The sequence below is a fragment of the Thalassotalea sp. Y01 genome (genome assembly GCF_012932945.1).
Taxonomy (GTDB): domain Bacteria; phylum Pseudomonadota; class Gammaproteobacteria; order Enterobacterales; family Alteromonadaceae; genus Thalassotalea_A.
The window spans coordinates 121,535-146,799 of sequence record NZ_JABBXG010000008.1 but is presented as its reverse complement, the minus strand read 5'-3'; the positions used below and the strand labels follow the sequence as shown (position 1 = coordinate 146,799).

23 protein-coding genes are annotated in these 25,265 nt (G+C 43.5%); 11 read left to right on the top strand and 12 right to left on the bottom strand.

The annotated features are described in order from the left end of the window. Nucleotides 1–3 precede the first annotated feature (3 nt). The gene (locus tag HII16_RS12840; RefSeq protein ID WP_169130660.1) at nt 4–1,005 is read left to right on the top strand and encodes a biotin-dependent carboxyltransferase family protein; all 1,002 of its coding nucleotides are present in this window, start codon (nt 4–6) and stop codon (nt 1,003–1,005) included. On the opposite strand, the gene HII16_RS12835 is transcribed toward HII16_RS12840, so the two are convergent. The 7 genes from HII16_RS12835 to priA form a co-directional block, all read right to left on the bottom strand. After that, the gene (locus HII16_RS12835; RefSeq protein ID WP_169130658.1) at nt 951–1,334 is read right to left on the bottom strand and encodes a YbaN family protein; all 384 of its coding nucleotides are present in this window, start codon (nt 1,332–1,334) and stop codon (nt 951–953) included. The genes HII16_RS12840 and HII16_RS12835 overlap by 55 nt on opposite strands. Before the next feature lie 18 nt (nt 1,335–1,352). Then, the gene (locus tag HII16_RS12830; protein WP_135438113.1) at nt 1,353–1,826 is read right to left on the bottom strand and encodes a DUF1456 family protein; all 474 of its coding nucleotides are present in this window, start codon (nt 1,824–1,826) and stop codon (nt 1,353–1,355) included. A gap of 21 nt (nt 1,827–1,847) precedes the next feature. Beyond that, a complete protein-coding gene (locus tag HII16_RS12825) occupies nt 1,848–2,198 on the bottom strand; it encodes a gamma-butyrobetaine hydroxylase-like domain-containing protein (RefSeq protein WP_169130656.1) in 351 nt (116 codons plus the stop codon). Nucleotides 2,199–2,311: 113 nt separating this feature from the next. Beyond that, a complete protein-coding gene (gene hslU, locus HII16_RS12820) occupies nt 2,312–3,643 on the bottom strand; it encodes an HslU--HslV peptidase ATPase subunit (protein WP_169130654.1) in 1,332 nt (443 codons plus the stop codon). Between the two features lie 50 nt (nt 3,644–3,693). Further along, nucleotides 3,694–4,212: an ATP-dependent protease subunit HslV gene (gene hslV, locus HII16_RS12815; protein ID WP_135438116.1), complete on the bottom strand. Its 519-nt coding sequence runs from the start codon at nt 4,210–4,212 to the stop codon at nt 3,694–3,696. A 116-nt stretch (nt 4,213–4,328) separates the two neighbouring features. Beyond that, nucleotides 4,329–4,928: an SPOR domain-containing protein gene (locus HII16_RS12810; RefSeq protein WP_169130652.1), complete on the bottom strand. Its 600-nt coding sequence runs from the start codon at nt 4,926–4,928 to the stop codon at nt 4,329–4,331. A gap of 138 nt (nt 4,929–5,066) precedes the next feature. Beyond that, nucleotides 5,067–7,289: a primosomal protein N' gene (gene priA / locus HII16_RS12805; RefSeq protein WP_169130650.1), complete on the bottom strand. Its 2,223-nt coding sequence runs from the start codon at nt 7,287–7,289 to the stop codon at nt 5,067–5,069. Nucleotides 7,290–7,508: 219 nt separating this feature from the next. On the opposite strand from priA, the gene rpmE reads away from it, so the two are divergent. The 8 genes from rpmE to rraA all read left to right on the top strand — a co-directional run bounded on the left by rpmE (nt 7,509) and on the right by rraA (nt 15,862). Beyond that, nucleotides 7,509–7,721: a 50S ribosomal protein L31 gene (gene rpmE, locus HII16_RS12800; RefSeq protein ID WP_135438119.1), complete on the top strand. Its 213-nt coding sequence runs from the start codon at nt 7,509–7,511 to the stop codon at nt 7,719–7,721. A 315-nt stretch (nt 7,722–8,036) separates the two neighbouring features. Beyond that, nucleotides 8,037–8,750: a RimK/LysX family protein gene (locus tag HII16_RS12795; RefSeq protein ID WP_169130648.1), complete on the top strand. Its 714-nt coding sequence runs from the start codon at nt 8,037–8,039 to the stop codon at nt 8,748–8,750. A 3-nt stretch (nt 8,751–8,753) separates the two neighbouring features. Then, nucleotides 8,754–10,250, top strand: a complete 1,497-nt coding sequence (locus HII16_RS17155; protein WP_169130646.1) for an inactive transglutaminase family protein — start codon at nt 8,754–8,756, stop codon at nt 10,248–10,250. Between the two features lie 17 nt (nt 10,251–10,267). Next, complete coding sequence (locus HII16_RS12785; protein ID WP_169130644.1) at nt 10,268–11,218, top strand: alpha-L-glutamate ligase-like protein; 951 nt, start codon at nt 10,268–10,270, stop codon at nt 11,216–11,218. Continuing rightward, on the top strand, nt 11,193–13,055 hold the full coding sequence (locus tag HII16_RS12780) for a M3 family metallopeptidase (protein ID WP_169130642.1): 1,863 nt from the start codon (nt 11,193–11,195) through the stop codon (nt 13,053–13,055). The genes HII16_RS12785 and HII16_RS12780 overlap by 26 nt, the downstream gene beginning before the upstream one ends. Continuing rightward, nucleotides 13,039–14,136 (top strand): DUF3541 domain-containing protein, encoded by a 1,098-nt coding sequence (locus HII16_RS12775; protein ID WP_169130641.1) that lies wholly within the window; start codon nt 13,039–13,041, stop codon nt 14,134–14,136. Before HII16_RS12780 ends, HII16_RS12775 begins: the two co-directional genes overlap by 17 nt. Then, entirely contained in the window at nt 14,120–15,226 is a 1,107-nt protein-coding gene (locus HII16_RS12770) for a DUF3541 domain-containing protein (RefSeq protein WP_211183513.1), read from the top strand. The genes HII16_RS12775 and HII16_RS12770 overlap by 17 nt, the downstream gene beginning before the upstream one ends. Before the next feature lie 150 nt (nt 15,227–15,376). Further along, complete coding sequence (gene rraA / locus HII16_RS12765; RefSeq protein WP_169130637.1) at nt 15,377–15,862, top strand: ribonuclease E activity regulator RraA; 486 nt, start codon at nt 15,377–15,379, stop codon at nt 15,860–15,862. A gap of 99 nt (nt 15,863–15,961) precedes the next feature. Here rraA and hutI read toward each other — a convergent pair whose 3' ends face one another. Continuing rightward, on the bottom strand, nt 15,962–17,197 hold the full coding sequence (gene hutI / locus HII16_RS12760; RefSeq protein ID WP_169130635.1) for an imidazolonepropionase: 1,236 nt from the start codon (nt 17,195–17,197) through the stop codon (nt 15,962–15,964). A gap of 199 nt (nt 17,198–17,396) precedes the next feature. Here hutI and HII16_RS12755 point away from each other — a divergent pair, with 199 nt between their 5' ends. Next, entirely contained in the window at nt 17,397–19,499 is a 2,103-nt protein-coding gene (locus tag HII16_RS12755; protein WP_169130633.1) for a TonB-dependent receptor, read from the top strand. Between the two features lie 8 nt (nt 19,500–19,507). On the opposite strand, the gene HII16_RS12750 is transcribed toward HII16_RS12755, so the two are convergent. After that, the gene (locus HII16_RS12750; RefSeq protein ID WP_169130631.1) at nt 19,508–20,194 is read right to left on the bottom strand and encodes a pirin-like bicupin family protein; all 687 of its coding nucleotides are present in this window, start codon (nt 20,192–20,194) and stop codon (nt 19,508–19,510) included. A gap of 282 nt (nt 20,195–20,476) precedes the next feature. On the opposite strand from HII16_RS12750, the gene HII16_RS12745 reads away from it, so the two are divergent. After that, nucleotides 20,477–20,713: a hypothetical protein gene (locus HII16_RS12745; RefSeq protein WP_169130629.1), complete on the top strand. Its 237-nt coding sequence runs from the start codon at nt 20,477–20,479 to the stop codon at nt 20,711–20,713. Nucleotides 20,714–20,881: 168 nt separating this feature from the next. Here the strand turns inward: HII16_RS12745 and HII16_RS12740 are convergent, their stop codons facing one another. From HII16_RS12740 to hutC, 3 genes are read right to left on the bottom strand one after another with little or no spacing between them, the layout of a single operon-like run. Further along, nucleotides 20,882–22,885 carry a urocanate hydratase gene (locus HII16_RS12740; protein ID WP_169130627.1) on the bottom strand — a complete coding sequence of 668 codons (2,004 nt, stop codon included), beginning with the start codon at nt 22,883–22,885 and terminating at the stop codon, nt 20,882–20,884. Nucleotides 22,886–22,902: 17 nt separating this feature from the next. Next, complete coding sequence (gene hutH / locus HII16_RS12735; RefSeq protein ID WP_169130625.1) at nt 22,903–24,405, bottom strand: histidine ammonia-lyase; 1,503 nt, start codon at nt 24,403–24,405, stop codon at nt 22,903–22,905. 19 nt (nt 24,406–24,424) lie between these two features. Then, nucleotides 24,425–25,132: a histidine utilization repressor gene (hutC, locus tag HII16_RS12730; RefSeq protein ID WP_248289622.1), complete on the bottom strand. Its 708-nt coding sequence runs from the start codon at nt 25,130–25,132 to the stop codon at nt 24,425–24,427. Nucleotides 25,133–25,265: the final 133 nt, after the last annotated feature.

Genomic DNA, 25,265 nt, shown 5'->3' with positions numbered 1-25,265 from the left:
AATATGAATCGCATCAATATAGACATAGTAAAAGCCGGTGCCTACACCTTAATTCAAGATCTAGGCCGTGCTCACGTGCAGCATTTAGGTTTTAGTGGCAGTGGTGCCATCGATGAACACGCGTTCTTATGGGCAAATAAGTTACTCAATAACCCAATGAATACGCCAATGTTGGAAATAACCCTTGGCCAAGTACAGATAAAGTTTTCCCAAGAGTGTGTTATTGCTCTTACCGGCGCCGATTGTAATGCCTTTAAACAGCTCGATAGCCCACACATGCCAGGGCATTTGTCTACGCCAAAGCAAAGGGTTGCAAACTGGACGTCAACAGTGATCAACAAAGATGAAATACTCACCTTACAATTACCGCAACAAGGCTTGCGGAGCTACTTGGCATTTGCCGGTGAAATGCAACTTAAGCCTTGCCATAATGCCTATGCAACAAACCCTGGTGAAAGCATAGGTGGCTTAAATGGCAAACCATTACAGTCAGGCTGTCAGTTATCAGTCAATGCGTTCGAGCAGCCATCGCGATGTTTTAACGTGCCCAAAGCCTATCAATCAGACTACCCAGCAATGGCGACACTGCAATACTTACCCAGTTTGCTGCTGCAAAAACAAGAACAAAATATTAGCGCCGGTTTTCATCAGCAACACTATGACATCGATCCAGCGTCCAATCGCATGGGCTATCGCCTTAAAGGTAAGCCGGTAAAGATAGAATCGAATAACGTGATTTCACGGCCAACCTGTTTTGGTGCCATTCAATTACCAGCAGACGGCCAACCTATTGTGCTGATGAAAGATGCGCAAACCATTGGGGGTTACCCAGTGATCGGCAGCCTTAGCCGTCAAAGCGCTTGGCAATTAGCACAGATGCGGCCAGGACAAAAAGTGCGGTTTCAGCCAGTATCACTGGAGCATGCCAGTGTGCAAACGAAATTAATGTATCAATTTTTCTTTGCTGAGGCGTCTGGGCAGGTACGAATCGACAGCACCACATAAAGACCGATAGACAGCAGCGCCGCGGTGGCAAGTTTACCGTAGATATTAGGCACCGCAAAAAACACCGAAAAACCACCAAATAACAGAATAGATATCACGGCCAGACGTTTGGCTTTTTTTGGGATGCAACGATTGGTTTGCCAGTTGTGAATAATAGGTCCAAACAGTTTATTGTTCAGTAACCAGTTGTGCCAACGGCGTGACGACTTAGCAAAACATGCGGCGGCCACCAACAAAAACGGCGTTGTTGGTAATACCGGCAAAAACACCCCGAGCAAGGCTAAACCGACAAAACCAAAACCGACAGATAAATATAAAAAGCGTTTCATCGACAACGGTTTCGCACATTAACGCCAAGGATTGTTGTCGTGATATTTGATTTGCATGCCTTTAAGGAAGTTGCGTAAGAACTGATCTTTACACTGGCGATAGTGTTTATGATCCACCTTTCTAAAAAACGCGCTGATTTCAGACTTACCAACACGAATGCCCGCCAATGACAGTAACTCTATCATGTCAGCATCATTGAGATTTAAAGCAATCTTCAACTTGCGCAAGGTAATATTATTGCTCAGTTTCTTTTCTGGTTTAGGTTGTTCGCCTTCACGTTTACCACGATTTTTATTGATTAAGCCATTAAGGAATATTGCCAGCATGGTATCGGTAAGGTTTACCAGTTTCGGATCATCATCCTTACGCAGCCAATGATGCAAACTTGGTAATTCGATTTTAGCATCAGCTTCAGCAAAAATAGCCAGCATTTCGGCGTCACTGTAACTGAAGATGTAGCGTAGACGGCGCAGAATATCGTTATTGGTCATAATAGTGGGTACTAACTCAGGTTAAACTTGCTTAATGTCGATCATTGCCTCTCGGCTATGACCCGTAATCTCTAATGCTTGCACATATTCATGCCATAATCGGTTGCGATTGTGGGCATATTCTTTTAACAATAGGTGTGGATAAATGGCGCTGTGTTGATCATCAAACGCAAGTCGAAAGCCATGCTTACCGACCGGCTCAATGGCCATTAGTTTAACCATTTTTTTATGGCTGACAGGTGGCTTCGCCTTACCTTGCGCCGAGGTTTGTTCATTAGGCGAATAAACGCGCAAGAACTCATAGCTCAAGCTTTGCTGAAAATTATCGTCGAAATGCAAGACTAACTCATGGTCTTGGTGATTCAATTGCATCTTCGTTATCACATTCACCTACTTAATAAACACAACTCTATGTCGCTATTATACAAAAAAAAGAGCAATACCCGAGAGATATTGCTCTTTATTTCAGTTATTTGACTCGCACGCTATAGGATAAAGCGACTTAAATCTTCGTCTTTAACCAAAACGGTCAGTTTTGATTCAACGTAGTCTTTATCGATGCTAATGGTTTGTCCAGACTTAGCATCCGCTTGAAATGATAGCTCTTCAATTAAGCGTTCCATTACAGTGTGCAAGCGACGAGCACCAATATTTTCGGTGGTTTCGTTTACTTGCCAAGCAGCTTTGGCAATCGCTTCAATACCATCTTGAGTGAATTCAACATGCACTCCTTCGGTTGCTAACAAAGCGATATATTGTTCTGTTAGTGAAGCATTTGGTTCGGTTAAAATACGAATAAAGTCCTCAACGGTCAATGCTCTTAATTCAACACGAATAGGCAGTCGACCTTGCAATTCAGGGATCAAATCACTTGGTTTGGCCATTTGGAATGCACCAGAGGCAATAAACAAAATGTGATCGGTTTTCACCATACCGTGTTTGGTGGTGACGGTAGACCCTTCAACCAATGGCAATAGATCACGTTGCACTCCTTCACGAGATACATCAGGACCACCAGCTGCGTCACTGCGCTTACAAATCTTGTCAATCTCATCGATGAAGACAATACCATTTTGCTCAACCGCTTCGAGTGCTTTTTCTTTCAAGTCTTCGCTATTAACTAGCTTACTGGCTTCTTCTTCCTGTACCGCTTTTAACGCTTCCTTGATTTTCATTTTGCGTTTTTTGGTTTTATCCGATGACATGTTTTGGAACATGCTTTGTAGCTGGTTAGTCATCTCTTCCATGCCAGGAGGCGCCATGATTTCCATGCCAACTTGCGGTTGCGCGACATCGATTTCAACTTCTTTATCGTCCAACTTGCCTTCGCGTAATTTTTTACGGAACACTTGACGAGTTGACGCATTGTCGGCCTGTTCGGTTTCACCAAAAGTATTTCTTGGGTTAGGCAATAAAATATCGAGAATACGCTCTTCAGCGGCTTCTTCCGCTTTAAACTTAACGCGTTCCATTTCAATTTCTTTGGTTAGCTTTACGCCCATATCCGTTAAATCACGAATGATGGTTTCAACTTCCTTACCCACATAACCGACTTCGGTAAATTTAGTTGCTTCGACTTTGATAAATGGTGCATTAGCAAGTTTGGCTAAACGGCGAGCAATCTCGGTTTTACCAACACCTGTCGGGCCTATCATCAAAATATTTTTAGGCGTTACTTCAGCACGTAATTCGTCACTTAATTGCATTCTGCGCCAGCGATTACGCAAGGCTATGGCGACAGCTTTTTTAGCATCGTTCTGGCCAATGATGTGGCTATCCAGTTCATGAACAATTTCACGAGGAGTCATATTCGACATATTTTTTCCTATTTAAATACCCGGTTACAGCGACAAACCAGGCTTAGATATTAGATTTCGTCAATGGTTTGAGTAAGGTTGGTGAAGACACAGATGTTACCAGCGATGGTAAGCGACTTTTCAACGATGTCGCGAGCAGACAACTCGGTATTTTCCAATAGTGCAGTAGCAGCAGCTTGGGCGTAGTTACCGCCAGAGCCTATGGCAATCAGATCGTTTTCTGGTTGCACCACGTCGCCGTTACCGGTAATGATTAACGAGGCGGTTTCATCCGCGACAACCAACATCGCCTCTAGGCGACGCAAAGCTCGGTCACTACGCCAGTCTTTGGCTAATTCTACCGCCGCTTTCGTTAAGTGCCCCTGATGCATATCAAGCTTGCTTTCCATACGCTCAAATAGCGTGAAAGCATCGGCAGTACCACCGGCGAAGCCAGCTAATACTTTATCATTATGGAGACGGCGAACTTTACGAGCATTACCTTTCATCACGGTATTGCCCAGACTTACCTGGCCATCACCGCCGATACATACTTTGCCATTGCGGCGTACAGAAACTATGGTTGTCACATCGAACCTCTACAAATAAAAACCGAAGTTATATCCAAAGACAGAGGGTCTTGTGGGTAGAACTTCGGTAGGAAATATCTACTTGTAGATTAATGTGGGAATGACTGGCGGTGTTTTCAAGTCCAAAGCCAAATTTGGCAGTCATTAACCTTATTGCTTTTCAAGGTATGTTTGGCCTTTTCAGCCATACGTTTGCGTTCAAATGGTCCAAGTACCACTTTGTACCAAACGCCATTCTTACCTTGTGTGCGGCGTACTTCACTGCTGTATCCAGCAAAGGCAATGGTCGCTTTTAGCTGGTCAGCTTGTGATTTGCTGGGAAATGAACCACATTGCATTTGATACGGGCCTTTTTGTTTTACATCGTAAATGGACTCGTCTACTTCAACGTTTTTGTTGGTAAGTTCTTCAGGATATTCAAATCGTTCTTGCGGCACCGGGGCAATTTGATCTGCCACGTCTTCAACAGGCGCTGACGAGGATTGAGCAACATCGTTTGCTATTGAGGTGGTTTGCGCGGTATCAACTTCAGGGGCGTTATCTTTTAATAACTTCAAGCCATAGCCAAAGCCAACAATGACCACAACAATTAAGCCAAGGTATACCTTGGCATTACCTTGTGTTTTAGCCTGCTTGCTATTTTTTTTGCCTTTATAGGGATTATGTTGTTTTTTCTTGGCTCTCGGATTCCGAGTCACATAGTCTTTATGAGGCATAGCGCATTCACTTTTAATTGAGAAGATTATTATTGTCGTTACAAAATAAGTTTAACTCAGTCGTGCACAAAATACAGCCCTTTTATTGCACTCGAGGCACGGTATTAATTCGTTACGGTGCCATATCAGAGGGGGGATTTACCAAGTGAGTTCTTGTGGGTCGATGTCGATTGACCAACGAACCTTGTTTTTCAATGGGTGTTGCTGAATATTATCGGTGAGTTGTTTAACGGCATTGTGCAGCGCAGCTCGATTTGCCGATTGCACTAACAAATGAAAACGAAACTTACCGGCCTTTTTTTCCATCGGTGGCGGAACAGGGCCACTGAGCATGCAATCCCCCAACTCTATGGCACTAATATCCCTTAAAAATTGCAGTGGTAAGTGCGACGCATTGGCCTCAGCACGAAATAACGCCTGAAAACTATAGGGCGGCATAAACGCTTGTTGTCGTTCGGTTAGGGCAAATTGCGCGAAATGGCCATAGCCATTATTGACCAAATCTTGTAATAAAGGATGTTCAGGAAATTGCGTTTGCACGTACACTTTACCTTTTTTACTTTCACGTCCTGCACGGCCAGACACTTGCACCAACAGTTGTGCCATATGTTCCGGTGCACGAAAATCATAACTGTATAGTGCTCCATCGACATCGAGCACCGCGACCAAGGTCACATTGGCAAAGTGGTGCCCTTTCGCGAGCATTTGTGTGCCTACCAATATCTGATGCTCATTGTCATTAATCTGTTGCAGTAATTTTGCTAATTGGCCTTTTTTACGGGTGCTGTCGCGGTCAATACGTACCGATGAATACTCGGGAAATAATTCATTAAGGCGCTGCTCAAGTTGCTCAGTGCCTTGGCCCATGGTTTTTAAACGAATGCTACCGCATTGTTGGCATTGCTTGATGACACGTTTTTGACTACCACAATGATGACACACCAATAGGCCTTGATTTTGATGCAATGTATAAGGCTTGTTACAGCGCTGACAATCACAAATCCAGTTACATTCTTGGCAGGTCATCGCCGGTGCAAAACCGCGTCGATTGAGAAATAACAACACTTGTTCATCTTTCGCTAAGGTTTGTTCAATCGCCAATTTAAGCGTCCCTGACATGCCGAATTCAGAGATCTCTCTGGCCATATCAATCAATTCAATATCCGCCAGCTGACTGTTACCAGCACGCTCTGTTAATTGATGGTAGTGGTATTTGCCTGACTTGGCATTATGTAAGGTCTCTAGCGCCGGTGTTGCACTGCCCAATACAATAGGAATGTTTAATTGTCGCGCTCTGAGAATGGCAATATCTCTGGCGTGATAGCGAAAGCCATCTTGCTGCTTAAAGGAGCCGTCATGTTCTTCATCAATAACGATAAGTCCAGGATTAAGCATCGGCGTAAACACCCCCGAACGAGTGGCAATGATAATCGCCGCACTACCGGATTTGCTGTGCAGCCATGTTTGTAATCGCTCTTTGTCACTTAACGCGGAATGATGCAAGGCGACAGGCACAGCGAAGCGCTTTTCAAAACGGCTTAAGGTTTGTGGTGTTAAACCGATTTCTGGCACCAACACCAACACTTGTTTGTTTTGTTGCAGTACCTTTTCAATCAATTGCAAATAGACTTCAGTTTTACCACTACCGGTGATGCCATCAACCAGATGACACGAATAAGACTCTAGTTCATTGGCAATGGCGCTGATAACCAAGGATTGCTCTACCGATAAACGCGGCTTATTACTTGCCCTTAACTGCTGTTGATGGAAGGTATAAACCTCGTTGGTTATCACATCTTCTTCTAATAACTCTTTTTTCAACAGAGCATTCAATTGTGCTTTGCTAAAACCAGCCATACGAATTTCTGGCCAAGTTAATTCTTTATCGCCAGTAAAAAATGCTAATAGCGCCAATTGTTGATGGGCGCTGGCCTTAATTTTGGCTTTTTGATCAGCAAATTGTTGCTCACTCAACAACGGATTTCTCCGCCAGCATGGTGTAGGTTCGAGATCTTGTGGCGCTACTTGCCTTAATAACACAGGCAATGCGGTGGCAAACACTTCACCAACTGGATGATGATAATAACGACTGATTAAGCTTAAAAACGCCACTTGCTCTTCGTTTAAGTTGCCCTGACTTGGCAATATACCGCTGATCGATTTAATTTTATCGGCATCGTATTGACAATCGGTATCGACGGCCAAAACTAGGCCAATCAGATTACGATTAGCAAATGGCACCAAGACACGACTACCAGGCAGCAGAGCTTGTTCAGACAGTGCTGAATCATATTGGTAGGTAAATGATTGTCGCATCGGCACGGGCAGAGCAACATCGATGAAAATATCCTTATTAGGCAAAGCAGTATCGTTTTTTGTTGGTAAAATTAGCTGTCTAATATTGTGACCAGTATGCTGACATTTGCCAAGCGAAAATAAAAGTACAAAAAATAACTTATTTACGTAGAATTTAGTTGAACATTAGCCGTGTATCACGTATCATGCGCACCCTTAAATTGTAACTCGTATGGTGTCTGGCACAGGATCAGATGGCGATACGGCCTAAACAGAGGTTATCCCATGAAAGAAGGTATTCACCCTAATTACGTAGCTATCAAGGCAACTTGTTCTTGTGGCAACGTTATCGAAACTCGTTCAACGGTAGGTAAAGATTTGTACCTAGATGTATGTTCAGAGTGTCACCCGTTCTACACTGGTAAGCAAAAAGCTGCTGAGACTGGTGGTCGTGTTGACAAATTCAACAAGCGTTTCGCAATGCTTGGTAAGAAGTAATTATTACTTCGACCGAAAGGTTTTAAAAAAAGGCGCTCGGGCGCCTTTTTTGCTATCTAAAGCGCTATCTAGAACAATAGTTTTTAAGTCTCCATTACCTGTACTGCACCTTTCAAACTATTGCCCGCAAAATCTCAACAACTCTTTCTAAAGCACGCTCTATTAATTGCGCCGAGTAAATCTTTTCATTTTTATTCGCGTGATGACCACTTTATCTAAGCTGCAATATATTAAAACTATTAAAAAGTCACAAAATCTGAAATTTGTCTTAAAATTTATAGTACACTTTCGTAAAACAACTACTAGAAAATCAATATGTTCAAGCACTTAACTTCGATATTTGCAGTACTGGCTATCAGCGGATGTGTCGCAACATCAGATCAGAGCGAAGATTCGGCTCAACATTTACAACAAGTAAACAACAAACTCGATAGCATGGAAAAAAACCTGACCACGCAAATTGACGCCCAATGCCAACAAGATAATCAAGCACTGGTTGATGAACTTGTGGTGGCTTTGGAAGCACAAAAGGTTGATCAAAAAGCCCCAGAAAAAGAAATTGTTTATGTTGAAAATTGCAGTGAAGAAAGCAAGGACGACGCCGAGGTTACCTCTGACAAAATGATCGTTGGTGGTATTGAAAGCGTGTTTTTTACCAAAGAAAAACTGAAGTATTCGGCTCGTATAGACACCGGTGCAGTAACATCGTCGCTGGGTGTTTATAACGAAAAACGATTTGAACGTGACGGCAAAAAATGGGTGCGATTTAGCCTAAACAAAGATGAAAATGCTCATATGTATGAATATCCAATTGATCGCATTATCCGCATTATTCAACAAACCAGTAGTGACGTTAATCGCCGTCCAGTGATTAAAATGCGTTTCAAACTCGGAGACAAAGATTTCAGCGCCGATTTTTCACTCGCAGATCGAGATCACCTGGAATACCAGGTGTTGCTTGGCCGAGAATTTTTACAAGATATAGCCATGGTCGATGTTAGTGCCAAATTCTTACAAGGTGGAGAATAATCAGTGACATCAAGTAAACCGTTTTTAATTTTTATCGCGTTTTTATTTATTGCGGGCCTTTCGAGCATTTATCATCGCCATGCAAAAATGGGGGTACCATTAACTCCAGGCGAACAAGTCAATATATGGCAAATTGAAGCGAGTATTCAATTTACCGGTTCAGGCGATCCGGTAACGGCGACACTGACACTGCCAAAAGATAATAACTTTGAACTGGTCGATGAGTTTACCGCATCACCAGGTTACGGCATGAACATAGATCGTGACGAGGAAAACCCCTCAGTCACATGGAGCAAGCGCGAGGCCGAAGGCAAGCAACTGCTTTATTATCAAGCGTCGGTCAAACTTGCGGTTGCACCTGACCCTATGCCTGCACCAATGACAACCTCAGAACCCGTTCCGTTTGATGAACCGATGCAAAGCTCATTAGAGACCTTATTTGATAGTATTTACGGTAAATCAGGCAGTCAATCATCGTTGGTTATACAAGCTCGTAAAGCGCTAAACTCAGATGATCAAGACGTTGCCATTTTAAAATCACAATATTCAAAAACCAAAATATTTACCCAGTTAATGTTGATGGCGGATATCCCTTCTCAACGGGTACGCGGTTTAACCCTAGAAGATGGTCGCCGCAACCAAAGTCTGATTCCATTGGTGCAACTGTACATTAATGATAATTGGAGATTACTCGACATTGAATCAAAATCAATCGACGACGAGTTGCCTATCTTAGTGTGGCAGCAAGGCGTACCATCACTGTTAGACTTAGAAGGCGGTCGCAATTCTAAAGTAAGATTCTCAATCAGTAAAACTACCACCAGCGCGGTTATAGAGGCCAACAACTCGGCCCAACAAGGCGACTTTTTTGATTTTGGTTTATATCAATTACCACTCGAAGAGCAAAATCTGTTTAAAGGAATATTGTTGCTTCCGGTAGGTGCGCTAGTTGTGGTGTTTTTACGGGTCATAATCGGCCTAAAATGTAGCGGTACCTTTATGCCGATATTGATCGCCACTTCGTTTATACAAACCGAATTGCTTAACGGCGTCGTTGGTTTCTTATTAATCGTATCGGCCGGCTTAGTCATTCGATCGTATCTGTCGCATTTGAATTTGCTGCTGGTGTCGAGGATATCAGCCGTGGTCATCGTCGTTATTGGTATCATTACCGTGTTTACTGTATTTGCCTTTCGCATGGGCCTAACAGAAGCCCTGACCATCACCTTTTTCCCAATGATTATAATGGCTTGGACCATTGAGCGGATGAGTATCTTGTGGGAAGAAGAAGGCGGCAAAGAAGTGCTGATTCAAGGTTCCGGTTCGATGATCGTCGCTATAGTGGCCTACCTCTTAATGGACAATCATATGATACGTCATTGGGCATTTAACTTTTTAGGCGCTCACGCCATCGTCATGGCATTGATTTTAATGATGGGCCAATACACTGGTTACCGACTGTTAGAATTGCGTCGTTTTAAGCCTATGGCTGAAGATTAAGGCAAAGGGAGCAGATTATGTTTGATTTTGCCAACCCATTTAAATTGCGCGACCGCGGGATTATGGGCATGAACCAACGTAACTTTTCCTACATTGGCCGCTACAACGATCGCGCTTTGTATCCAAATGTCGATGACAAGCTCAAAACCAAGCATTTGGCGCTAGAGCATGATATTGCGGTACCGGATCTAATTGGTGTTGTGCGCTACCAATATGAAGTCAATCAGGTATTTAAATTACTGGACCAACACAGTGGTTTTTGCATCAAACCGGCCAAAGGCAGTGGTGGCAAGGGCATATTGGTTATTCTCAAGACCGATGAAAAAGGCTACATGAAAGCCAGCGGTGAATACGTTCCAAAAGACGAAGTTATCAGACATTGCAGTAATATTCTCGCCGGCCTATTCAGTTTAGGTGGTGCAGCGGATGTTGCCGTAGTAGAAGCCTTGATTCAGTTCGATCCTATTTTTGCCGGATTAAGCCATGAAGGTGTGCCGGATCTTAGGGTGATCGTCTTTCAAGGCTACCCGATGATGTCAATGTTACGTTTGGCGACACACGCCAGTGACGGCAAAGCAAATTTACACCAAGGTGCGGTTGGCGTTGGCATCAACATAGCCACAGGTAAAGCCAAACGTGCGGTGCAATACGACAGGCCGATAAAATCTCACCCTGATACCGGTAAAATTTTCGCCGATATTGAAATACATAACTGGGATCGCTTATTAGAGCTTTCTGCTGGGTGTTTTGAAATGTCGGGGTTGCGCTATCTAGGTGCAGATATTGTTTTAGATAAAGAAAAAGGGCCTATGGTGCTCGAGCTAAACGCTCGCCCTGGTCTGGCCATTCAAATAGCAAACGGCATGGGTATGCTGCCTCGTTTGAAACAACTTGAGGCTCTTGACCATCGTCGCCCCAAAAGCGTTGAAGAGCGAGTCGAATATGCCAAAACCCACTTTAGTGACTAACCTAACCATTCATTTGGTTACGACTTTATTAATCTTTACATCTGCGTTTAGTGCAACGGCTTTTGCTGCATCAAAACAACAACAGCCAGTAACATTTGGTGAAGATATTGCAATGCGTTGTGTTGAACTGCACGATAAGTTAAACCAACCGCTAGCCATTACCGCAAAAGACAGTTTTGACGGCAATATCCAACAACTCGAACAAATATTGACCCCCGCATACAACCTATTATTCGAAAGTTTTTTATACGCTAACGTGTTATCAGATAGCAAGTTAATTAAAGCCGCAGAACAATGTCAGCTGTCTGCAGCGGTCAATATTGATGCCTTTCTCGGCAGTCAAACCGTTACCTCAGTGCTTGATAATGCTGAACCATACGCAAAAACGCCTTTGCAAATACGGGTGTTAGAAAAATATCGATATCGCAATAAATTACTTGGTAATGAAGATTTTGCGAGTTTAAAAGCGCAAGGCAAAGAAGCGTCCGTGCTTTTTCGTAAAGGCACAAAAGATAAAGTAAAAGAAAAATTTAAGCTGCCACCAAATTGTGCCAATGGTTTGGAAGATAAGTACAAAAAACGATACGTCAAAAATGACCGAATTGATGCCCAAATTGAAGGCTCAACCTATGCCACATTTATCAGGCGGTTACCTGATGAACAGTGCCGTAAAATGGCCTACGCCCAATATCAGGGACGACATAGCAAGACCAATCAAGAGCATTTATTCGACATGTTAAGATTGCGCGATCAAAGTGGCAAAGCCCTCGGTTTTGATAATTACGCACAATTGCAGTTGCAATCAACCATGATCGAGTCGACCAAAGATGTTGAGGCGTTTTTAAAAGGTATTGTAAAAAAAGAGCCTGAAGCGCCAGCGCCTTGGAATTTTTACTATATCCAAGAGCAACAAGAAGAGCTCGAAAAAACTAACGACGTCAACGAAAGTTTAACCCCAGAACAAGCTCATCAAGGTTTATTTACCTTACTCGAAACCGAGTTTGGCTTGCAGGTAAGAAAACTGGACGAACCGGCTTGGCATAAAAGCGTCTCAGTTTACATGCTAAAACAGGCGGGAGAGCAAGGTAAAGACATCGGTAAGTTTTATCTTGATTTGTATCCGCGCAAGAAAAAATACCCCAACAATCGACATCGAGCGATGCGCCGCGGTGTTACTGATGTGCAGATGCCAGTCAGTGCATTAATCCTCAACCTTCCAGAAGATGAATGGCAACAAACCCACCTGAAATCGTTTTTTCACGAATTTGGTCACCTGTTACACAATTTAGTCTCAATTCAGCCATATCATGTTGTTGCAGGTATCAGTATTGAGCGAGATCTTGTTGAGATGCCTGCCAAGTGGTTTGAATGGTTAAGTTTTGATCCGGCAATGCAAAAACGCATGTTTGGTAAAGTGGTTGCCACAAGCGAGAAGCCTGATACCGGCACCAAATTTAGACTGAGATTATTTAAAGCAGCACAAGGTTTGGCCTTTTACTCACAACCTGTGACCGCAGCCAATATTGAACAGATAAACGCTAAACTCTCACAACTTTATCTCGGCCACCCTTATCCTAAGGGCGCATCAAACCAATATAGTTTTTCTCACTTAGGGACTTATGGGCCGCGATATTATAGCTATATTTGGTCAGAAGCCATTGCTCGACGCTTGCTCGAAGACTATATGGCCAAACGATACACTGGCGAAGATTACCTGCATTTTTTGTTTGAACAAGGTAGCAGTATCAAAATGACAGAAATGATTTCTAAACTGTATAAAAAGCCGGTAACACTGCAAGACATCATTTTATGGGTGGCAAATGAAAAAGATCTTTAACTCACTATTGTGCGGATTATCACTAAGTCTTGTCAGTCTAGTCGCCTGCGCTGAACAGACCGACAAACTAAGTTATGACGATGTTGCCAGTAAAATAAAATATACCTTTGAAAGCAACCTATTTCAGTTACCGCCACGTACTCAAGGACACTATGGAATTCGCCTTTATCGAATGACGGGCGATAATAAATACCTCGCATCGGCGTTATATGATTACTATGTGGTTAATGACCGCATGCACGCCATCCTGCCCTACCTTGATAACCCAGGTTATATTGAACAAAGTGCGAAGAGATTAACCGATGCGATGAGCAAAGGAACCCGTGGTAAAGCCCGCCGCAAAGCGCTAGAAAATTACCCTGAATTTATTTTCTATGCCGACGAGCTACTGCGTTATGCGGCAAGATTGGACGAATTTGGCGTGGCTTTGCCAGAGCAAGTCACTAGCACTCTAAAAAACTACGACTTTCTGCCGGGACTTACAGATAAAACCATGATTAGAGCTTGGGCTGCGCAATTGGCAAATTACGTTTATTGGTTAAAACAGCTAGGCATTGCTGACTACAGCAAGCAATACAAAGAGGCCTTTATTGCCGCATACCCAGATGCCGAAGACAACGAATTATCGCGTTGGCATTTTCGCAATAAACTGTATGGCTTAACTCACTTTATCTTCGCCGCATCTAGCTATTATCAACAGTACGTCAGTAAAGATGAATTTGGCTGGATCCTGAGCTATTTTAGCAAAAATGAACAACGCATTATGAAAGACTCGACCGACGATATTATGGCAGAAGTTGGTATCAGTTACTTGCTGATGAAAGAAAAGTCACACCCAATGGTCGGTAAAGCAAAAGACTCTTTAGTTGAGGCATTTAATGAACAAGCGGGCATGATACCAAGTGTCTCTGGAAAAATAGACCTTGCCAGTGGCGAACACCGTAATGTGCTTGCTTATATGCTATACACCTGGCCAGAAGAGTTAACTGAGGGACCTTTCTTCCACCAAATTCATGGTGTGCAAAGATACATACCGGCGCACAATTTTGAAATCGAAGACGAACATGACGGAGAACATTAAGATGAAAGGTTTTTTCACCTGTTCTGTATTAGCCGCTACATTATTTTTTGCTGTGGCGAGTCCGTCACGTTCTGAGGATCTTGCTGAACAAGATCTTGCAGAACAATACAAACTCACCGCAGAGCGTATTCGCAACAACTACGACAGCAATTATGTGCGCCTAGCGACGTATGCTCAAAATCATTACGCGGTAAGAATGTACCGCCTAACCGGCGAGACATATTATGCTCAACAATCAGGTGCTGAGGTATATCAAATTACCGATCGCCTAAATATGTACGCCGATAATCTTAGCAACAGCAAATGGCGTGAGCAGCAAGCGCAAAAAATGATTGATCGCCTATCAAATACTCGTCGCGGCAAGTTGCGTAAAAAGACACTGCAAGGAACCGGCGATAAACGCTTTGCCTTGTATTTAATTTATCAAATGGCAAAGCTCAATGAGTATGGTTTAAAACACCCAGCGCATGAACAGTTTGTTAATTACCTAAAGCACGCTGATTTGCATGATTTTATGATGTCTGCGGACTTTATTCATGCCTATGCAGCACAAGTCGCTAATTACGTTTATTGGTTAAAATACATAGGCGTCGTCGATTGGACAGGGGATTTACGTGCGGCTTTTGAGAACGCCTATCCAGACGATAAAGATGACCAATTAAGTAAAAATCAATTCAATAATAAGCTCTACGGTCTTACTCATATCGTCCTAGCTGACAGTAATTATTACCAGCAAATGGTATCCAAAGAAAAGCATGCGTGGATTCTCGACTATTTTGAAAAACGCCAACAGCGCATAGAAAAGAAATCCAAAGAAGACATTCAAGCCGAGATTGGCTTGTGCTATCTATTGGCAGGCTTAAACGATCATCCAACGTTGGCGGCAATGCAGCGTGAGATTAATGACGCCGTTGATCCGGAAAAAAATATGGTGCTATCAATCAGTGGCAGCGATAGCCTTAGCTATGGTGAGCATCGTAATGTATTGGCATATGCCTTGTTGAACTGGCCAAAGAAATTGTATCAAGGGCCGTTCTTACTCGAAGACAAAAAGATGAAAGCCAGTTTACCTTTGGTCTATCAACAGTAAATAAAAAGCGGCCAAACGGCCGCTTTTTACATCGCCTCATCACAGCAGCATTGCAGTTAAAAAACTTTCACTTGTTCGTTATCGAACAACCGTTATACTAGTAGTCAGATTCCCAAGAAAAACCTTAATAAAGGAATTTTGGAGCCCAAAATGCAATACAATACATCTGAGTTATGCAACCTTTATGGTGACTCAATTGACGTACTCGAACCTATGCTAAGTAACTACGGTGGACGTAGTTCTTTTGGCGGTGTTGTGGTGACCATTAAATGCTTTGAGTCAAATGGCTTAATCAGTGACATGGTTGAACAAGATGGCAGCGGTAAAGTACTGGTTATTGATGGTGGCGGTTCCACTCGCCGTGCGTTGATTGACTCATACATAGCAGAAACGGCTGAGAAAAACGGTTGGGAAGGCATTGTTTGTTACGGCAGCGTGCGCGAAGTCGACCAGTTAGAAGATATCGACATGGGCATTCAAGCCATGGTTTCGATTCCTGTCGGTGCCGATGACACCGATGTTGGTGAGGTCGACGTCGCGGTCAATTTCGCCAGCGTCACGATTTTACCGGACGATCATATCTACGCAGATAACACCGGTATCATATTATCTCAAGACCCACTTGATATTGAATAACAGCACAATTAACAGCGCAGGGTTTTAACAGATTAAAAAAGGGCTAGCGTAAATAACGCCAGCCCTTTTTTATGAAATATACAATGTAAAATCAGAGAGTTAAGATACCTTTTGGCCATATTTATACAATGCGGCTAATGGGTTAACACCATATTGATAACAAAGCTCCGCCGGTTGCTTAATATCCCACATAGCAATATCCGCATTCATACCGATGGCTAACTCACCAACTTTATCGTCAATGCCCAATGCACGAGCTGCATTACAAGTCACCCCCGCTAGCGCCTCGTTTGGCGTCATACGAAACAAGGTACATGCCATATTGAGCATTAATTGAATCGAGTTAATCGGCGATGAACCAGGGTTTGCATCACTGGCAATCGCCATACGCACATTATTTTCACGCAGGGTCTGTATAGGCGGTAATTTAGTTTCACGTAAAAAATAGAACGCGCCCGGCAATAACACCGCAACCATACCCGCACCGCTCATGGCTTTTGCACCAGACTTGGACAAATACTCCAAATGGTCACTTGATAATGCGTTATAACGCGCCGCCAATTCGCTGCCGCCTAAATCAGATAACTGCTCTGCATGTACCTTGACACGAATGCCATGTTCACTGGCGGCTTTAAATACTGCTTCGGTTTGCTCGATGTTAAAGCCAATTCCTTCACAAAAGACATCAACGGCATCAGCGAGCCCTTGTTTTGCTACCTCTGGGATCATGGTATTGCATACTAAGTCAATATAACCATCGCTATCATCTTGATATTCAATAGGTAATGCATGCGCCCCCAAGAAGGTTTTCTCAATGCTCACCGGTAAGGCCTGGCCCAATCGTTTGGCAACTCTAAGCATTTTTAATTCAGTATCTAAATCAAGACCGTAACCAGATTTTATTTCTAGGCTAGTAACCCCTTCATTATGTAACGCGTGCAAACGCTTTAATGCACTGGCATATAGTTCATCTTCACTGGCCGCGCGAGTTGCTTTAACCGTAGACACAATACCGCCGCCACTTTCGGCAATCTCTTCGTAGCTCGCACCTTGCAAACGCATTTCAAATTCATTAGCACGATTGCCACCGTATACAATATGGGTATGACAATCTATTAGCCCAGGTGTTAACCACATACCATGCACATCAACGACCTCTACGGCATCATTTAATGTCGGTAACACACTCATATGACCTAACCAAGCGATCTTACCATCCGCTATTGCCAACGCCGCATTCTCAAGGGTGCCGTAAGACGTAGCCGCTTGGGTCATGGTCGCAATATTGGCGTTAATAAACACCGTTTGCCAAGAGTGAGACAACACTGATTGCATGAGTAATCCTTTCAAATATTGATATCTATAATTGCCCGCTATTGTACGGTGCATGCTGTTTTGGAGCAAATATAAAGCGTTAAAAGCAAACAGCATTTTGCCAAGCAATGTGTACGAGCGACACTGCAACAGATAGCATCTTAGATATTCCGTTTTATTGTTTAGTTTTACTGTTAACTTTCATTTAACAAGTGTTAGTATGTCAGCGATAAAAACAAGCAAAATAATTTCTATGCGTTTACCCAAACCTGTTTCACTCATTAGCCTAATTGTATGCACCAGTGTGCCTTTTTCAGTGGCGGCAGCCGTATCAGAACAAGATAGCTCCAGTGCCATGGAGCGTATCGTTGTCGACAACAAAAATGGCGCTGACACACTGATAAGCACCTTAAATAAGCAAACATTAAATGACATCAATGCCGAGCATATTGAACAAGTCATGGTACGTATCAGTGGCAGTGACATTCATCGTGGTAGTGGTGTCGAATACCTGCCGTCATTGCGCTCACCTGTACTAACCGGTGCCGGCGCCTGTGGCAGTTTATTGACCTTGGTTGATAGTGTGCCAATTCGTGCCGCTGGCTTTTGTAATATCAATGAGTTGTTTGAAACGCCGTTCAATCAAGCCAGTTACATTGAGGTATTCAAGGGGCCATGGAGTTCGGTGTTCGGCTCTAATGCGCAAAACGGAGTTATCAATGTCATCACCCCTGAGGTACTCGATGACGATATGTTAGAGGTTCGCACCAGTATCAGCAGTGAAGAGCTTTATCGGGCAAGCTTTGATGGCAATAGTGCCAAGTCGAACATCAGAAGCCAATTATCACTTACCGATGATAAAGGCTGGCGTGATGATTCTGGTTTTGAACAGCAACAATTTCAACTCAAGCATCAACATGATGCGGCAAACACCAGTTACACCACGAGCATCAGTGCCAGTCACTTAGCACAGCAAACAGCGGGCTACATTGTTGGTAAAGATGCCTATAAAGATGATGATATCAATGAATCAAACCCAAACCCAGAAGCGTATCGAGACGCCTACTCTTTGCGCGCATCGATGCATATTGAACAGCAAATGCAAAATGGTGATCAGCTGAGTATTACCCCCTATTTACGCCACGCTGATATGGAATTCTTAATGCACTTTTTGCCGGGGCAGCCAGTGGAAAAAAATCGTCAGCAAAGTGTCGGTCTAAAAGCTCAGTACCATTTGCGCCAAACAGCTGCGCTGCAATGGTTATTCGGTATCGATAGTGAATTTACCCAAGCCAGCCTATTGCAATTTCAAGAGCAGCCAACACAAGGCTCAAAGTTTTTGCAAGAGACGATCCCGGTTGGTAAACAGTACGATTATGAGGTGAATGCACGTTATGGTGGTGCCTTTGTTCGTGGTGTTTGGCAACATACTGACAAGCTAAGTTGGCAGTTTGGCGCTCGTATCGATTATCAACATTATGACTACGATAATCTTATGATAAGCGGTCGTACCGATGAAAATGGCGAGCCATGTGGTTTTGGTGGTTGCCGTTATAGCAGGCCGCAAAGTCGTGAAGACTCGTTTAACAATCCGTCTTATCAGTTAGGTGCTCAATACCAAATCGACAACCAATCACAGCTTTATGTTAATGCTGGTCATGGCTTTAGAGCCCCACAAGCGACCGAACTGTATCGTTTACAACGCGATCAACAAAGTGCCGACTTAGACTCTGAACAAACCGATAGCATAGAGCTGGGTTATACGATGATCACCCCGTCTATCAACTTAAAGTTAGCGGGATACTATAGCGAAAAAGAAGACATTATTATTCGCGACAGCGATTCCTTTAACGTCAATGGTGCTGGTTCACGTCATAAAGGGCTTGAGCTGGATCTGAATTGGCAAATAACCTCGTGGTTACGCTACTTTCAACACAGTAGTTACAGTCGCCACACCTATACCCATGGTAACAGCGATCAGTTTGCCGACATTGCCGGTAACGATATGGACTCGGCACCAAAGCAATTGCATACGGCAGGACTAGCTTGGCAAGTAAATGACCAACTTAGCTCACAAATTCAGTATCGATTTGTTGATCAATATTACACCGACGCTGAAAATGAACACCGTTATGATGGCCATCAGCTGTTTGATCTTTCCGGTAAATATCAATTTAGCCCGGAATTTAACCTGCAATTAAGAGTTGCTAATTTGTTAGGTGAACAATACGCCGCTCGTGCAGACTTTAGTGGCTTTGCCGGGGAGCGTTATTTCCCCGGACAACAACGTCGCGTATATCTGGACCTGCGCTACCAATTTTAGATAAGCGGTTAGGGTAACAGAAAATGCAAGGCCTGAACTTTGCTTTGGGCCTGTAAGGTATACAGTTCACCACGGTCAATAGCAAAGCCATCACCGGCGACAAAGCGCTGCCCTGCGACATCAATCTCACCAGAATACACGTGCAGATACAGCTGATATTGTGTATCGCCCAGCTCAAAGCCATCGCCCTGCTCTAGCTGCAATCGAGATAACTGCACATCTTGATCAAGGGTTAACGAATCACCGCTACCGTCGGGGGTAACCAAAGGCGTCAGCGCGCCATTTTGGACAATCTTTTTCTGCTCATATGATGGCGTGCACCCTTTATGCTGAGGCTTTATCCAGATTTGCAAAAAGTTGACCGGCTCATCTTGAGAAGCATTGTATTCAGAATGCATAATGCCACTGCCCGCGCTCATACGTTGCACCTCGCCCGCCTCGATTTGGTAGCGGTTACCTGTGCTATCTTGATGCTCAAGGCTACCAGAGAGTACATAGGAGATGATTTCCATATCACGGTGGCCATGCGCACCAAAACCAGCGCCGGGTGCGACAACATCATCATTTATCACTCTCAATACCGACAGCCCCATATGCGCAGGATCATAATAGTGACCAAATGAAAAACTGTGCTTGGATTGCAACCAGCCGATATCGACCTGTCCTCGCTCATTATTGCGGCGAACATATTTCATAACTTACTCCTGTATCGGATTGAATAGATACAGTGTAATAAGCTATGCAAGCGAATAAAATTAGTAATATTGGCGCTTTTTGTTCGACTTTATCAAACGAAGTAAATAATACGGATGCAACAATTCATTGAACCGTTAGCCATTGTTGGATAGTTTTGACCATACCATGCATCAATCTATCGATAGCATTTGTCGCTCATATGCAATAGATACAATCAACATCTAAGCCGATGATTTATTAATAGATATTAAGAGTTCTCAGCGAACATAGGCCAGACAAGTATGTCCCCAATCCGCGTACCAATAAAAATGCGACCTAGTCAGCGATGTCAAGGCTGTGGATTGTCGTTTCCAAAAAAACAAGAAAATTGTCATCACTGCCATGGTTTATCAGACCAACAAGTTGAGCAAATGCTGTTAGATTATGAGCAACAGCATAAAGCCAATAACGAGCTTGGTAAATTGTTTATCTATATTAGTGTATTGATTGCTATCGCCATGCTGCTGGCACTTTTATGATAAGTCAGCATAGAATGCTAACAATGTGGTCGCAATGTGGCTGTAATAGGTAATGGAATGAGAGAATGTCGAGATAATGCGGAGACGGTGGGCAATGTAATTAAACATTTGAGCTATGCCATGTCTACGCCAATTACAGCGCAGCCATGGCACAGCTCAGCTAATGTTTTAGAACGATAAATCGTCTAGGATATCGTCATCAACAAGATTCGCTAAAGTCACTTTTAGTTTCGGCGTTCTCGCCATTTCGCGTTTTATAGCAAAATTGGCTTCTTCATTGCGCGCCCAGCTACGTCTAGCAATACCGTTGTTTACATCAAACAACAACATTGACTTCAATCGACGCTCAGAGTCAGCGCTACCGTCAAGCAACATGCCAAAACCACCGTTGGTTACTTCGCCCCAACCGACACCGCCACCATTATGGATAGATACCCACGTGGCACCACGGAAACTGTCACCAATAACATTATGAATCGCCATGTCAGCAGTAAAACGACTGCCATCATAAATATTTGAGGTCTCACGAAACGGTGAATCGGTACCGCTCACATCATGGTGATCACGGCCTAAAACAACCGGACCAATGTCACCACGATTAATGGCGTCATTAAAGGCTTTAGCTATTTCCATACGACCTTGTGCATCAGCGTAGAGAATGCGAGCCTGAGAGCCAACCACCAATTTGTTTTGCTTGGCGTCTTTGATCCAAGTGATGTTATCTTGCATTTGCTGCTGAATTTCTTCAGGAGATTGCTCCATGATTTTGCTTAGCACTTGCGCAGCAATCTCATCGGTTTTGTCTAAGTCTTCAGACTTACCTGAGGCACATACCCAACGGAATGGACCAAAACCATAGTCAAAGCACATCGGGCCAAGAATATCTTGTACATAAGACGGGTATTTAAAATCAATACCGTTTTCAGCCATCACATCGCCGCCGGCACGTGACGCTTCTAGTAAGAAGGCATTACCGTAATCAAAGAAGTAGGTACCGCGTGCGGTGTGCTTGTTAACGGCATCGGCATGACGTTTCAAGGTTTCTTGCACTTTAACTTTGAATAGCTCTGGCTCTTCACGAATTAAACGATTAGATTCTTCATAGCTGATGTCTACTGGGTAATAGCCGCCTGACCAAGGGTTATGCAATGACGTTTGATCTGAGCCTAAGTGAACGAAAATCTCGTGCTCATAAAAGCTTTCCCAAACATCAACGATATTACCGATATAGGCAATAGAGACAACTTCTTGATTGGCTTGTGCTTGTTGCACGCGGCTAACAAGGTCGTCCATATTATCAATAAGCTCGTCTACCCAGCCTTGCTGATGACGCTTAGTCGCAGCCTTCGGGTTTACTTCAGCACATACGGTAATACAGTTGGCAATATTACCGGCTTTCGGTTGCGCACCACTCATACCGCCTAAACCCGCGGTTAGGAAAATTTTACCTTGTGGGCTTTGATCTTGTTCTAATACTTTACGAAATGCGTTCATTACCGTAATTGTGGTACCGTGGACGATGCCTTGCGGACCAATGTACATAAACGAGCCAGCTGTCATTTGGCCATATTGGGTCACACCTAATGCGTTAAACTTTTCCCAATCGTCAGGTTGTGAATAGTTTGGGATCATCATGCCATTGGTAACAACCACACGCGGAGCATCTGGCGAAGATGGGAACAAGCCCATCGGGTGCCCTGAGTATATATGCAATGTTTGATCACTTTCCATTTCACTCAAGTACTTCATAGCTAACAGATATTGCGCCCAGTTTTGGAATACAGCTCCGTTACCACCGTAGGTAATCAGTTCTTCTGGATGCTGCGCAACCGCTGGGTCTAGGTTGTTATCGACCATAAGCATGATCGCCGCAGCTTGCTCACATTTAGCAGGATAATCCGTTACCGAACGCGCCTTTAACTCATAGTTTGGCTTAAAACGGTACATATAAATGCGACCAAAGTCTTTCAACTCTTGTGCAAATTCTTGTGCCAATTCTTGGTGCCATTGTTTTGGGAAGTAGCGCAAAGCGTTACGCACCGCTAATTGCTTTTCTTCGGCGCTAAGAATATCTTTACGCTTAGGAGCACGGTTAGCATCAACCGGATAAGGCTTAGCTGCAGGCAACTCAGTAGGAATGCCTTGGGTAATCTGTTGTTGAAAATCAGTCATTATTCTAAGCCCCCTGTTTAGTGTTCAACGCTAACGTTAAATACTTGTGATTTAACCAGCTCAATCATCGCATCGATGTCTGGCTTCAATAGTCTATCTTCTTCAAGCTTGGCCACTTTACTTCTGATCAAAGCAAAGTTTTCTTCAATCAAATCAGAACAACGATTTGGTCGTCTAAATTCTATCGCTTGTGCCGCATACATTAACTCGATAGCAAAAATCTTATCCAAATTGCCTAGAATTTGGTTTAGTTTTCGACCTGAAATGCTGCCCATAGAAACGTGGTCTTCTTGACCCATAGACGTTGGCACACTGTCTGCCGATGGCGGGAAACACAATGATTTGTTTTCCGTTACTAACGCTGCCGTTGCGTATTGCGGAATCATCATTCCTGAGTTTAAACCACCAGAGGTGGTTAATAAACGTGGCAAACCGTGTAGGCCTTCCAACAATAAGTAACAACGTCGGTCAGAAATATTACCCAATTCAGCCGCCGCAATCGACGCATAGTCTAATACCATAGCCAATGGTTGGCCGTGGAAGCTACCACCTGAAATGGCTTCCTCACTGCTGATAACAATTGGGTTATCGGTCACTGAGTTCATTTCGATTTCTGATAACTCTTTTAAGTGGTAATAAGCGTTACGCGAGGCACCGTGAACTTGTGGGATACAGCGCAATGAATAAGGATCTTGAACACGATCACATTCTTCATGATCAGCCATATTTTGCGAGTCTTTAAAGAAACCACGCATACGCGCTGCAACTTCTAAGTTACCTTTAAAGGCACGGGTTTGGTGTAACTCATCTCTAAATGGCGATTCGCTACCTTGCATACCTTCGATACTCATTGCTCCGGCTAAATCAGCAAGATTTAACAAGTACCCCATTTTGGTTAACGCGGTAATCGCATGGGATAAGATAAATTGCGTACCGTTAATCAATGCCAAACCTTCTTTAGCATGCAATTCTATTGGCTCTAAGCCGTGCTCTTGCAACAATTGCGAGGCCGCTACGACTTTGCCATCTTGCCAAAACTCACCTTCGCCTAATAGAGGCAAAAACAAGTGCGACAATGGTGCCAAATCACCTGACGCACCAACAGAGCCTTGCTCTGGTACAACCGGTATTAAATCAAGCTCAATAAAGGTCAGCATGCGCTCAACAACCTCTAAACGGATACCAGAAAACCCCTGACTTAAGGCATGGACTTTGGTGATCAACATAAGCTTTGAAATGTCTTTGGCAATTGGTTCACCTACGCCAACGGCATGGGTGATCAATAAATTCTTTTGCAGTAAATGGGTTTCTTCAGGTGAAATTTGCGTATCACATAAAGGGCCAAAACCGGTATTGATACCGTAAACAGCTTCGTTAGAACTTGCCATAACCTCAACATTTCGTCGGCTTTGGTTAATTTTATCCAACGCTTCTTGGCTAAGCTCGGCTTTAATACGCCCATCGGCTATGCCGTTCACAGTATCTAGATCTAAACGATCAACACCATATTTAAACGTCACAGTATTCTCCTACATATTCTTAAAATGTTAAATGCCCACCGAGGCGATATTTATCACCTGGAGCGGTCAATATGGCAAAACTTACTACACCCTGAGATGACCAGGTTCGGCGTTTTACCTGTAAACAAGGTTGCTGGCTAGTAATCGCCAACAACTGATTAATTTGCTTTGAAGCAATAATAGCTTCTATTTCGTGAGTTGCTTCGGTTAACGGTGCAACATTTGACAAGTATTCGTGTGGCGTGAGCTCACTAAAATCTTGATCTAAATAATCCGGTGCGACTAACGAATTGATATAACGCTGCTCTAGTTGAATCGGCTGATCATTTTCAAGATGCAAAATCTCACTATAAAAAATCTTTGTGCCCTGCTTAAGCCCAAATAATGGTGCTAATGCCTGTGGCAAAGATGTCTGTTTTATTTGAATCGTTTTCGCCTTGTAACTGTGGCCACGTTCACGAATTTCATCGGCGATATTTTTAATTTCTAACAAAGAAGATTGCGATTTAAAGCTGGCAACAAAGGTGCCGATGCCTTTAGTACGGAATAAGACATTCTCATCGGTAAGTTCTTGCAAGGCGCGGCGTGCCGTCATGCGACTGACATTAAATTGCTCTGACAACTCATTTTCTGAAGGAACTTTATGATTTTCAGGCCACAGACCTAGCTCAATGTTATTAAAAATGTGTTGTTTGATGACAACAAATTTTGGCATGGATTCATTCATCACAATTACTTGTATATACAATCTTAGAGGCCGTAGTCTGTCACAAAAACCTTGTATATACAAGGGTGGAGTTTGCAAATGTTTTCAGTAAAAAGGGGGGGATTTGCGCTGCAGATTGAGCAGCGCCTTAGAC